At 42.6% G+C, this 13,118-nt stretch carries 11 protein-coding genes and 1 pseudogene; 1 reads left to right on the top strand and 11 read right to left on the bottom strand.

Annotated features, from left to right (window positions below; genetic code table 11):
- Positions 1–20: 20 nt before the first annotated feature.
- The 11 genes and pseudogenes from AC58P7_RS07085 to AC58P7_RS07035 all read right to left on the bottom strand — a co-directional run bounded on the left by AC58P7_RS07085 (position 21) and on the right by AC58P7_RS07035 (position 12,526).
- A complete protein-coding gene (locus tag AC58P7_RS07085; RefSeq protein WP_497341228.1) occupies positions 21–1,112 on the bottom strand; it encodes a DUF4349 domain-containing protein in 1,092 nt (363 codons plus the stop codon).
- Between the two features lie 151 nt (positions 1,113–1,263).
- Entirely contained in the window at positions 1,264–2,526 is a 1,263-nt protein-coding gene (locus tag AC58P7_RS07080; RefSeq protein ID WP_497341226.1) for an adenosylhomocysteinase, read from the bottom strand.
- Between the two features lie 11 nt (positions 2,527–2,537).
- Positions 2,538–4,172, bottom strand: a complete 1,635-nt coding sequence (bshC, locus tag AC58P7_RS07075; RefSeq protein WP_497341224.1) for a bacillithiol biosynthesis cysteine-adding enzyme BshC — start codon at positions 4,170–4,172, stop codon at positions 2,538–2,540.
- A 156-nt stretch (positions 4,173–4,328) separates the two neighbouring features.
- Positions 4,329–5,309, bottom strand: a complete 981-nt coding sequence (locus AC58P7_RS07070) for an ABC transporter ATP-binding protein (protein WP_497341222.1) — start codon at positions 5,307–5,309, stop codon at positions 4,329–4,331.
- The gene (locus AC58P7_RS07065) at positions 5,302–6,336 is read right to left on the bottom strand and encodes an ABC transporter ATP-binding protein (RefSeq protein WP_497341220.1); all 1,035 of its coding nucleotides are present in this window, start codon (positions 6,334–6,336) and stop codon (positions 5,302–5,304) included. The genes AC58P7_RS07070 and AC58P7_RS07065 overlap by 8 nt, the downstream gene beginning before the upstream one ends.
- Positions 6,337–6,352: 16 nt before the next feature.
- On the bottom strand, positions 6,353–7,285 hold the full coding sequence (locus AC58P7_RS07060) for an ABC transporter permease (RefSeq protein WP_497341218.1): 933 nt from the start codon (positions 7,283–7,285) through the stop codon (positions 6,353–6,355).
- A 3-nt stretch (positions 7,286–7,288) separates the two neighbouring features.
- Entirely contained in the window at positions 7,289–8,221 is a 933-nt protein-coding gene (locus tag AC58P7_RS07055; protein ID WP_497341216.1) for an ABC transporter permease, read from the bottom strand.
- 99 nt (positions 8,222–8,320) lie between these two features.
- Positions 8,321–10,006 (bottom strand): peptide ABC transporter substrate-binding protein, encoded by a 1,686-nt coding sequence (locus AC58P7_RS07050; protein WP_497341214.1) that lies wholly within the window; start codon positions 10,004–10,006, stop codon positions 8,321–8,323.
- Positions 10,007–10,394: 388 nt separating this feature from the next.
- Positions 10,395–10,796, bottom strand: a complete 402-nt coding sequence (locus AC58P7_RS07045; RefSeq protein ID WP_497341212.1) for a DUF3397 domain-containing protein — start codon at positions 10,794–10,796, stop codon at positions 10,395–10,397.
- 13 nt (positions 10,797–10,809) lie between these two features.
- A pseudogene (locus tag AC58P7_RS07040) lies at positions 10,810–11,772 on the bottom strand (ketopantoate reductase family protein); the annotation flags it as partial.
- Between the two features lie 100 nt (positions 11,773–11,872).
- Positions 11,873–12,526 carry an RsfA family transcriptional regulator gene (locus AC58P7_RS07035; RefSeq protein ID WP_497341210.1) on the bottom strand — a complete coding sequence of 218 codons (654 nt, stop codon included), beginning with the start codon at positions 12,524–12,526 and terminating at the stop codon, positions 11,873–11,875.
- Positions 12,527–12,878: 352 nt separating this feature from the next.
- On the opposite strand from AC58P7_RS07035, the gene AC58P7_RS07030 reads away from it, so the two are divergent.
- The gene (locus AC58P7_RS07030) at positions 12,879–13,109 is read left to right on the top strand and encodes a DUF2626 domain-containing protein (protein WP_028558057.1); all 231 of its coding nucleotides are present in this window, start codon (positions 12,879–12,881) and stop codon (positions 13,107–13,109) included.
- Positions 13,110–13,118 lie beyond the last annotated feature (9 nt).

The raw sequence follows: 13,118 nt of genomic DNA, 5'->3' as shown, positions 1-13,118 counted from the left end.
ATTTATTTCATTTTTTGGGTCTATTCTGTGCCTTTTGTTCCTTGTTCTGTAGCTTCAAGTGCGTTTTCAGATGGATTTTGCTCTTTCAATTGTAATCGTAGTTCTTTTAATTGCGAGTTTCGTTTACGCCTGTATACCCAGATCGGAATGGCAATGAGGAGTAAAAGCACCAAAACAGGTACCGCGGCAGCTAGAAAAACAAGTACGCCTTGCAAAACCGCGACCAACACATTCAGGCTTGAGCCCCATGCCTTTTCAACTCGTTCAGCTAAAGTTAGTTCATTAGGGTCAGACAGCAACGGCTTTTTACCCGTTTGTTGATACATTCGAAGTTCAATCGTAGAGTACGAAACATTTTGATCCAAGTACCGCATTCTCCCCTTAATTTGCTCAATGGCCTCTTGCACCTTGGCTAGCTCATTGGAGAATGCAAGCAGATCATCAGTCTTCGAAGCCTTATCCATAAAGCTAAGCAATCTTGTTTCAACCAGTTGTTTGGCGGTTAGACGGGAACTTAGATCCACATATTCTTCCGTCACATCCTGCCCTTGCACATTGCGTTGTAAGGAAGGACTTATCTTTTCTAGGCCGTCCAGCATGGATACAAAGCCGTTCGCTGCGACTTTAATCGTGTACGTGCCGCCCTTTTCACCAGTATTGGCACTCTCAGAGAACTGCAAAATATAGGCCCCGCTTAGTGCAACCAGGTCTCGCAAAGCCGTCTGGGCTTTCGCGTAGTCTTCTACAGGCATTACCAAATTGGCACGGTAGATGAGTTTTCGGTTAAACCCTGCATCCTGATCGTTCCCGCTTGCCGGTAACACATTACTAGGTACTTGTTTATTCTCATCTAGTTTGGAAGTCACCGCCTCCGCCTTGGCGGCAGGAACCGCAGCATCACTGGCTTTCGTTTCTTTGCCGGTTGCAAACTGATCTGTAGTCGCGACAGAAGACTGCACTTTCAACTTTTCACTGCTAGTTGCAGTATTCGCCCCTGAAGATGAAGCTTTCTCATCTTTCGATGATGATGAACTGCACCCCGCTAGCAACCCTACCATTAGCAAACACAACACAAGTAGTACCGATAAGCCAACCTTTGTCTTACCCCCCATTTTACCATGCCTCCATTTTCCATTTTTAGGATATACACCCTCCAAACGGAAACTCGTTCATGAAAGTTGCAAGATGCGGCTCTCCTTTTCAAATAAAAAAAATGCCCTTCAGCCCACAATATGGACCGAAGGACATCATTTTCATTATCGCCTAGTGCTCATCCCAGCTATCGAGGTAAGCCTTTTGCTCGTCAGATAGCGCATCTACGCTTGTACCTAGAGACTCAAGCTTGAAGCGAGCAACTTGCTCATCAAGTACATATGGAACGTTTACTACAGTTTTACCTAAGGATTGGTAAGCATCATTCACATGCTTCAAGGACATCGCTTGCAGCGCAAACGTCATATCCATAATTTCAGCCGGATGACCATCGCCAGCAGCAAGATTTACTAAACGGCCTTCAGCAAGGATGTAAACTTTACGCCCATCATTCAATTGGTATTCTTCAATATTACGTCGAACCGTACGCTTAGAAGAAGACATCGCTTCTAGCTCAGGTTTGTTCACTTCAACATCAAAGTGACCTGCATTTGAAAGAATAGCGCCATCTTTCATTACTTTGTAATGTTCACCACGAATCACATCGCGGTTACCAGTTACCGTTACGAAGAAATCGCCCAACTTCGCGGCTTCGATCATAGGCATAACAGCAAAGCCGTCCATATAAGCTTCTACACCTTTAATCGCATCGATTTCAGTTACGATAACGTTGGCACCCAAGCCTTTCGCACGCATCGCCACACCTTTACCACACCAGCCATAACCCACTACAACAACTGTTTTACCCGCTACAACCAAATTCGTCGTACGGTTAATGCCGTCCCAAACGGATTGGCCTGTGCCATACCGATTGTCAAACAAGTATTTGCAATAAGCGTCATTCACAGCAACCATAGGGAACCCAAGCTTCCCTTCTTTTTCCATCGCTTTCAAGCGAAGAATGCCTGTTGTTGTTTCTTCTGCGCCACCGCGAACATTCACAGCCAAATCTTTACGTTCGGAATGAAGTAATGACACTAAGTCGCCACCGTCGTCAATGATTAGATCTGGTTTGGATTCCAATGATTTAATAAGAAGTTCTTTGTACTCTTCTGGCGTTGGGTTGTATTTCGCAAATACAGTAATGCCATCTTCAACTAGCGCTGCACAAACATCATCTTGCGTGGAAAGCGGGTTACTACCTGTAATCGTAACTTCCGCACCACCCGCTTTAACAACCTTCGCTAGATAAGCAGTTTTGGCTTCTAAGTGCAAGGAAATTGTTACTTTCAAACCTTTAAAAGGTTGTTCCTTCTCAAATTGTTCACGGATTCTGTTTAGAACAGGCATGTGCGCCTGGACCCAATCAATTTTCAAATGGCCATCTGGCGCTAACGCCATGTCAGTTACGATACTTTTTGTCACAGTTGTCATCTTCGTTCCTCCTACAAATAATAGATACGGTGCAAGCCATCTACGGTTATCGGCGTCTCAAGTAAAGTATGTAGCCAAGCATTCCCATAACGATTCAGATAAGCACACCCATTATACACTCTTTCCTGCGGCTTAGCTAACGGAAATATCGTGAGTCGAATACGTTCCAATTGACGGATGGCTGCGTCGAATTGCGTATGGGAAGCTTCACTGGCTTTATGATGTAAATAATCAATCTGTTCTACGATTTTAGTAAGATTCGTATCTCCAAGCTTTTTAACGCCAGGATTAATTGAACTGAGCGACTCTACAAGCGGACCGTAGCTACTGAGGAACAACTCTTTTACGGCTTGAAATCGGTCATGGAGCTGTAACGTATCCTGTGCATCCAACCACGCTTGTTTCTTCTCATCAAATCGTTCCAAAACATCCGTCAACGAAAGGTCGTATTTATCCATCTGCTTCTTAATTGTACCTTCAATCAAGGTAAACTCCATACGTGGCACCACGATTGGCATGCGCATTTGGAAATGCTCAAACGCTTGCTTGGTTAACGCCCAGTACGCAATTTCTCCAGGACCCAGAACTGTCGCCAGAACGGGAAAAAGAAATTCCTGCATGAGCGGCCTAGACATAACATTGTTACTTAACTGTTCAGGCGTGGTTATCGCTTTATCGCGAAGCTCTGCCTTCGTATAGCGAACGGTATTTTTCTTATCTGCAAAATGTTCGCCCTCACGGTGAAGTAACAACCGGCCCCCATCCGCAAAAACAAATAAATTCGCAGCATCCTCATGGATCTCTGCTTGAATGCCATAACCCGCTTGGCTGACTTCAGACTGACTTCTCATCAGGGATGAGGCAAACGGAATATTTTGATCAATGATCGCCTCGAACATAGAAGTCTCTAAGGCACGAAGATCAGACTCATCGGAATCAATCAGCACAAGTCCATATTCACCGAACAGCATCGCCATCCAACGCGCAAAAGCGTCTGAGAGCGTCGCGCCATTCTCAGTAGCAGCGCGCATTTTCTCCAGTAAGGATGCTTTGAATTCGGTATCCATCAACGATTGGTCCAACTTAATTAATGCTTCCTCCCACGCTTCTGGGGACAGAGGAAGGCGACTTACGGACGTCCGCAGTCCAGTAGGATGCTCCACTTTCAACTTCTCAATGTGCTGCGTATTGGAGAGAACATGGACATGATTGACTTCATCGAAATCGTGATCCTCACCGGCAATCCAAAAGATCGGAACGACCGCACGCTGTAATTTGGAACTCCATTCTCGCGCCAACTGGATAATCGTAATTGCTTTATAAAGAATCATCAATTGTCCGCCAAATAACCCTGCTTGTTGACCACCTACGACCGCTAGCGTCTGTTTATCGCCTAATGCAGCAACATTCGCCAGAGCAGCTCCAGTATTCCCTACGCGCTTATTATAGGCCTCTAGCACCCGTACAAGACTCTCACGTTGGACGTGAGGAGCATCACTCGCCTCTTCTAACCATTGGACTCGTGCTTTCCAGTCTTTCTCCTGCTTGAAATGGTACGAAAACAACGGCTTCGCCGCATCCGTGCCCGCTATATAATCTTCCGCCAATTTCTGATTTTTCTTCCAATGAAAAGTTTCCATTTGCATATGCGACTAGTGTCTCCTCTTCATGACAAATAAAACAACTATCCTTAATTGTACACGGAAGCCCGTTAATCGTCAAAACTGTATTATTTATAATTACAATTATATAGATGGCAGCTTAATGCCGAAAAGCCGCCCCTTTCGGGACGGCTGAACTTTTTAATATAAATGACAAGCAACAAAGTGATTTGGTTCCACTTCTTTGCTAGGCGGCATGGAGTCTGCACACTTCGCCATCGCCTGCGGACAACGTGTACGGAACGGACAACCACTTGGCGGGTTGAGCGGACTAGGTACATCACCTTGAAGAATGATACGTTCACGCGTACGTTCAACTTCTGGATCCGGAATCGGAATTGCAGAAAGAAGTGATTGTGTGTAAGGATGTAACGGCTTCGCGTAAAGCGCGTCGGACGTTGTTACCTCTACGAGGTTCCCCAAATACATAACCCCGATGCGATCGGAGATGTGCTTAACCATCGCCAAATCATGCGCGATAAACAAGTAGGTTAAACCCATTTCTTTTTGTAATCTTTTGAAAAGATTCACGACCTGAGCTTGTACGGAAACGTCCAATGCGGAAATCGGCTCATCGGCAATGATGAATTTCGGTTCAATCGCAAGCGCACGGGCAATCCCAATACGTTGACGTTGACCACCGGAGAATTCGTGTGGGAAACGACTAGCATGCTCATCGTTCAAACCAACAGCACGAAGCAATTCCATCACTCGTTCTTTACGTTTAGCACCTTTGTATAGACCATGAATATCAATACCTTCGGCAATGATATTCCCAACTGTCATACGCGGGTTCAGGGATGCGTAAGGATCTTGGAATACCATTTGCATATTCCGGTTAAATTCCTTCAGCTTTTTCCCAGTCAGCTTATGAACATCTTCCCCGTCGAAAATAACTTCGCCTTCTGTCGCGTCATAAAGATTAATAATCGTTCTACCTGCTGTGGACTTCCCACAACCAGATTCCCCAACGAGACCAAACGTTTCACCACGTTTAATTTCTATAGAAAAATTGTCTACGGCCTTCAAGATCTTGCCGTTTCCAAGATTGAAATGCTTCTTCATATTGCGAATTTGCAAGATAGGTTGTTCATTCTTAGACATGTTAGCTGACTTAGACATGTTGATTACCTCCCACTCCTACAGGACGTTCAACCTTCGGCGCATCAGGGTGAAGTAACCAGCAAGCTGCAGAGTGTGTCTCAGACAACACAGAATGCGCTGGATCTTCTTCCAGACAGTGATTCATCGCATAAGGACATCTAGCTGCGAATGCACACCCTTTTGGGGGAGCGAACAAATCTGGCGGCGTACCCGGAATAGGTATAAGCTCTTCATTACTGTTCGTATCCAACCGCGGCACCGAACGAAGCAAGCCCCACGTATATGGATGCTGCGGCTCATAGAAAATTTCATCTACGGTGCCTTGTTCAATAATTTTCCCTGCATACATAACAACAACACGTTGCGCCATATCAGCGACAACACCAAGATCATGCGTAATTAAGATAATAGAAGAGTCCGTTTTCTCCGAGATCGTCTTCATCAAATCAATAATTTGCGCTTGAATCGTTACATCTAGCGCTGTTGTAGGCTCATCCGCAATGAGGAGCTTTGGTGAACAAGCTAGAGCAATAGCGATCATAACACGTTGACGCATACCACCGGAGAGTTCATGTGGATATTGATGAATACGACCCTCAGGGGAGTTGATCCCGACAAGTTTGAGAATTTCGATCGCTTTCTCATTTGCTGCCTTCTTATTCAAACCTTCGTGCTTGATCAAACCTTCCGTAATTTGATCGCCGATTTTCATTGTTGGATTCAAAGAGGTCATTGGATCCTGGAAAATCATACCCATTTCTGAGCCGCGAATTTTCTCCATCTGTCTGTTGGAAAGCTTCGTAATGTCCACTTTCCCGTCAAACATGATAGTACCGCTTTTTATATAGCTAGGCGGAGTAGGAATTAAACGCATGAGCGTTTGTGCCGTTACGGATTTGCCACAGCCGGATTCACCTACAATCGCCAACACTTCACCTTTTTTCAAAGTAAAAGATACGCCGCGAACAGCTTGAACTTCACCCGCATACGTTTGGAATGAAACTCGCAGATCTTTCACTTCTAGTAAATTGTCTTTGGTGCTCATCATTATTCACCCCTTCTTACTTGCGCATTTTTGGATCAAGCGCATCACGAAGCCCATCGCCGAGAAGATTGAAGCTCAACAAGATCAAGCTGAAAATAATCGTCGGGAAAATAAGGCGATGCGGATATAACCGTATATAGTTAGCACCGTCTGACAGCAAGTTTCCTAGCGATGCCAGCGGAGGCTTAACACCAAGACCGATAAAGCTTAAGAACGCTTCGGTAAAGATCGCAGATGGCACAACAAATGTGATCTGTACAATGATTATACCAAGAGCATTAGGGATCAAGCTACGCATAATTATTCTCATGGGAGAAGCTCCCAATGTGCGTGAAGCCAGTACGAATTCTTGCTCTTTGAGCGTCAGCATTTGTCCACGCACGAGACGCGCCATCGGCACCCACCCCGTGATACTGTAGGCGATAATAATCGATGAAACCCCAGAGCCGATAACCATGATCAAAAGAATCGCGATCAATAAGAATGGAATGGCATACACGATCTCGATGGAACGTTGCATCACTTCATCAACTTTTCCGCCGTAGTAAGCCGAAATCCCACCATAAATAACACCTACAACCAAATCAATTAAAGCTGCTGTAATACCAATAAATAGTGATATGCGAGTGCCCCACCATACACGCGTCCAAATATCGCGGCCGAAATCATCCGTACCGAATAAGTGCGAGCTGCTTGGAACAGCATTTTTAAGTTTTAAGTTTTGTGTCTGATAATCGTAGCTTGAAACAAATGGAACGATTATCGCAAGAACGATTAAAGTAACCAATATAATTAAGCCAGCCATAGCCAGTCTATTTTTCTTAAGTCGTCTCCATGCGTCCTGCCAATAATTGAGCGAAGGTCTAACAATCACTTCACCAGTTAGAGATTTATTTGAAACGGGAGCAAACTTGTAGTTAGTCTCAGTTGATTCATTTGGAGTTTGCATGAATTATTTCCCGCCTTTCCCAAGACGAATTCTAGGGTCTACTAAGCCATAGACAACGTCAGTAATAAAGATAACGACGATCAATATACTTGAGTAAAAAATAGTCAATCCAGATATCATGGTATAGTCATTCGAATATACGGATGACACAAAATGTTTACCCAAACCTGGTACACTAAAAATTTGTTCAACAACTAACGTACCTGTGATGACGTTTACAAATATTGGACCGATGATTGTGATAACCGGTAATATCGCATTACGAATTGTATGCTTAACTACAACAGTCAAAGTTGACAAACCTTTTGATTTCGCTGTTTTAATATAATCTTGATTCAATACATCAAGCATGGATGTACGCATTAAACGCGCCAAAATAGCTATAGTTCCGAACGATAAAGCAATAGCTGGTAATACCTTGTAACTCGGTCCTTTCCACAAACCAGCAGGAAGAATCCCCCACTTCACTCCAACATAATAAGAAAGCATTGGTCCGAGAACGAATGAAGGGATGGAAACACCTAGAATCGCGATAAACATAGCTGTATAATCCCCAGCTTTATTATGTTTCAAAGCTGCAATAATCCCTAAAGTCAAACCAACTACGATAGCAATTGCAATTGAAATCAATCCAAGTTCTAAAGATGAAGGGAATGCTTGTTTGATAATATCCGTTACTTTGTGAGCAGGAAATTGAAAGGAAGCTCCTAGATCGCCATGGATGATGTTGTTCATGAATGTCAAGTACTGTTGCCACAATGGCTTATCCAGACCGTATTGCTTCATCAACATATCTCTCGTAGCTTTCGGAATCTTCTCAGCGCCTTCTCCTAGTGGATTACCTGGCAAGTTTTTCATCAAGACGAAAGTAAATGTTGCGATTAGCCATAACGTAATAAGCGCATATAGGAACCGGCGAAGAATGAACTTAACCATATTGCTCCTCCTTTATTAATATATACAGACAAGAAAGTTAGAAGGGGCCGCTCCCACGAGGTGCGAACGGCCCCTTCTGCTTTAAACTACTTTAAAGAATTACTTAACTGTAACCCATTTCAATTCCCACTCTTGACCGAACGACGGAAGAATTAATCCATTGATTGTTGGTTTCTTCAAGTATGCACGAGTACGGAAGTACAATGGAGCTACACCTTGATCATCCATAAGGATTTTTTCAGCTTCAACCAAGGATTTCGCACGTTTTGTTGTATCTGTTTCTGTTTGTGCGGATTTCACAAGTTTATCGTATTCTGGATTGCTGTAGTCGCCTTCATCAAACTCGCCGCCAGTTACCCACATATCCAAGAACGTCATTGGATCGTTGTAATCTGCGCCCCATAGGGAAAGAGCGATGTCGAAATCATGTTTGGAGGAAAGCTCGATACGCAATGCGTGAGGAACTGGGTTCGCTTCAGCTACGTAACCAAGATTTGTTTTCCATTGTGCAAGGATAAACTCAAGTGATTTTTTCGCAGTTTCAGTATCATCCGCGTTCACTTTCATTTTTGGAAGCTCTTTTAATCCAAGCTCAGCCAAACCTTCAGTAAGCAATTGTTTCGCTTTAGCTGCATCGAATTTCGGTTGTGTGTCGCCAGCCGTTTTACGGAATTCGCCGCCAGCACCATCAGAAGTACCGCCTGGTACTAGACCCGTGGAAGCTACAGAACCGTTAGCAAGAACTGTATCTACATAAGCTTGACGGTCGATTGCCATACCAAGTGCTTGACGAATTTTTTTATTCGCAAGTGCTGGTTGTTTTTTCACTTGGTACATCAAGTAGGAGTTCGTCAACTCTGGTTTAGGTAGGTTGTCCGGTTTACCTTTGTACAAAGTAAGTTGATCACGGTTGATTTCAGTCAAATCAGCCGCATCTGTTTCATATAGGTTAAGGCCTGTATTTGGATCTTTAACGATATTGATAGTTGCTTTTGTTAATTTCACATTTGCAGCATCCCAATATTTTTCGTTTTTAACAAGCTCAAGTGTTTGACCATGATCCCATTTGCTCAAAATGAACGGACCAGCACCGATAACTTTATCAGCTTCAGCGCCATATTTATCGCCAGCTTTAGTTACGAAATCTTCTCTTTGTGGCAAGAAAGTTCCGAATGCAAGCATTTGCGTAAAGAATGCGATTGGTTTTTCAAGCGTAATTTGAAGTTGTTTGTCGCTAAGAACCTTAACACCTAGAGCGTCTTGAGCTTTTTTCACATCTTCAGGAGTTTTAGCTTTAGTAACAGCTTCTCCACCTTTAATCCATGCTACTACGAAGCTATATTGCCCTTTTGTAGCTGGATCCAATGTACGTTTGAAGGAGTAAGCGAAATCTTGTGCTTTAACTGGCGTACCATCCGACCAATTCGCATTATCACGAATGTCGATTGTATAAGTAAGACCATCAGCGGAAATTTTAGGGAAATCTTTTGCAAGACCAGGAGTTGCTTTGCCATCTTTATCTGTACGATATAGACCTTCGTTAAATGCGCTAATGAAAGTAAAAGCAGCATTTGCTGTTGCTTTGGAGCTATCCATAACAGGTGGCTCTGCTGAGAAATTGATTTTAACTTCTTGAGGCTTGTTGGAAGCTGGAGCCGTAGTTCCTGTTGCTCCACCAGTTGGTGATGTTGTTGGTGTTGTATCCTCTTTTTTAGCACAACCAACTGCCACGCTACCCATGAGCGTTAATGCTACTGCTGTAGAAACCCATTTTGTCGTTTTCATAAAACTCCTCCTTTAAAATATGTATGTCTAGACATCTATGGCTAGGTGTTTTGTTAGCTTTATTCACATAAACCTTACACCTTTAACCCAGATATCAATGAAACCGCTTCTTTAATGTCATATTACATCACATAAATCTCTGGTAAAAAAAATTACTATAGTCTACGCAAGGAATTATAACATATACAATGAGTTTGTCCACAAATAATTTACCTTTGACTAATTCAATGGTAAAAAAATTTACTCTCACGGTTTTTAATTATACAACCAACGGTTAATAAAATCTAGACGATTTTGTTTGTTATTTTCTACAAATCTCAAATAAATATTACAAACATCCAGTGAATTATTGTCCACTACATCCAATATCAGCTAAAGCGATTGAAAACTATGTGGAAAACAGGTAGTTTTTACCGATATGTACAAATAAGAGCAGAATATATAGCGCAGATAAGCCTACAAAGCTCAGCCGCCATACAAGCCTGCCTACTTTAATTAAATTAGTTTCGCCTTTCAAATGGTTTTGATAACCACCAATAATACCAAAAGCGATTAATAACATCAGAACAATCAGCCAAAAACCAAATTGTGTATGAAAGAGTTTATTCCACATCAAGGAAACGGATCCTAGTAGAAACAATGTCGTTACGTCCATAGTAAACCTAGTGGTCATTCTCTTATCCTTCAGAAATAGGTAGACAAGAAACCACAATAAAATAAATGTGATAAATGGCGCTACAGCCAGCATTGCATATAAGGTAGATAATAGATTAACAAAACCATTCAGCACGTAGCGTCACCTCTTAATTTTCTATCGCTTTAATCATCCTATACACCATACTGTGAAAGGGAAGCTCGAGGCCAACTTCATTCCCCATTTCAACCACGCGGCCATTTAAATAGTCTACTTCCGTTTGGCGTGATGCCTCAATATCTTGCAACATGGAAGAATGGTTCGTCTTGGTTGCCTGACAAACTTCAATGATCGTCTCCCACAGTTCATCTGGAAGCTTAATTCCTTTGGAGACAGCTACTTGGAGCACTTCTCGATAGAGATCCTTCATAAGTGAGCGTGTCCATTCTGATCGTAACAATTCCCCATTTTGAATACGTAAAATAGCTGTTAGCGGGTTAATGACAACATTGATCACGAACTTACTCCAGATTCTGACATCCATATTTTTCGACAATTCCGTTCGAATTCCTGCTAACTCCAACATATGTACGAATAAATTATGACGGCTATACGCACTTAGCCCATCATTTGATTCTAAGCTGCCAACATAAGTAACTCCCCGACCTGTATGTGTAACAGAAGCACAGCTAGTTCGTTTGGCCCCTTCCGTCGTTACAACAAGTAAAAGCCTATCAGGCCCAATAGCTTGACTTAATTTCAATTCATGACCGATTCCGTTTTGAAAACAAATGAGGCACGTATGCTCCGACATTTGACTTTGTATATAAAGGATAAGTTCAGGAGTAATCGCCGTTTGTTTCACCATGAGAAAGATATAATCGATCCCATGAGTGAAAGGAACAACCTCTTCACTTCTCTCATTTAAGTAGCTGCAGAATACGATCGACTTCTCAATAACAGCTTCTTGCGCATCTATACCAATGAAAGTAAGGCCACGTTCAGCGAGCTCTATCGCTTGCTCATGTGTCCTTGTTACTACCGTTAGCTGTGTACAAGATAAGGCAAGCTTAGACGCAAAAAGTAACCCTAGAGATCCCGCTCCAATAATCATAATATGCATGTAATTACAACCCCCAAACTGATGTGACCCTTACTATTATACAATAAAAAAGTCACAGACCAAGGCTTCCCTTGTCCTGTGACTCCTCATATATCCTTTGGTACAACAACTAGTCTACTCTTTCTAAATTCCCATTGGCATCCATTTTGAAGCGTGGCTTCTCTTCTTCCTCTTCTTCAACGAGGAAAGCCATTTTCCTAGCCCGGTCCATAATTTGAATAAGCGCTTTATAATCATCATTGACAACTCGATAATCCGTTTCAACTTCATTCACTTGCTTATTCAACTTATTATTTTCTCTGCCAAGTCTATTGAGTTCGTCCTCTTTGTCCTGCAGCTCTTTTTCCAATGTTTTAATATGGCGATTCATATCCTGATAGGTACTGCGCCACTGCCTTAAGAAACGAATGACAGCATCTATAGAGAGTGTTTCTTCTGTAAACACTTCATTTTTGCCTGTTGATACCTCCGGACTATCAAGTAGACCAATCGAAGAAGAACCGGAAATCGAAACAGGAGCGTGCTTTTTCAACTGCGTCCGTTTCTGACGCTGTGCTTTAGCGATCTGGATCGCCGCTTCATATTTTTTTCTAACAAAACTGTTCCAACGGAACCCACATGCGGCTGCCGTTCGTCCAATGCGCTCCCCTACTTCTTCAAACGCAGATAATTGTGTACTTCCTTCTCGGATATGACGCAATGTCAACTCCGCTAAAATTAAGTCGTCTTCATCGCTCCAAGCATCTTGTCTAATTGCCGACATAAGGCCAAACCTCCTAACATAATATAGGGAGCTTCGATTCCTGATCAAATTCTCTCCTATTGCGGATGCATCATAAAGAAGAATCAATTAATCAGACAGGTATCAATTGATTCGTTGCCATTATTACTATTTCTATGCCCGTACTAGAGTTCATAGAATCTATTTGATACTAAATGGTATTGCCAAATTTTTTGACCCTCATACATGGGATTCGTATAAAAAGACATACTACGTGTATATGATGAAATGTTTTGAAATTCGTCACCGTTTGACGGTTTACACCACTTGGATCAAACGGTATAATGTGTTGTAGTTAAAGTGCAACGTGGTATGAGAGGGGGATGTAACGAGAATGGATCGCATGTTTCGGGTTCTAGGTTTTTGGACACTTGTTATCGCACTAATGAGCTTAGCTGGCGATATGATACCTATGTCTCTGATTTTCTTTTTTCAAACTGCCGTATTCGTCATTCTAGGCTATATGCGCTTGTCAGAACGTACTTACATATTGTTGTTCTGGGGATATATGATTATCTCCTTCAGCGGATTTACGTACTGGTCATTTTTCAAAATGTCCATCTAACGCAGACGA

The sequence above is a fragment of the Paenibacillus sp. J22FR5 genome (assembly GCF_059691975.1).
Note: the sequence above shows the minus strand (reverse complement) of the source record. Positions and strands in the feature narration are given on the sequence as shown.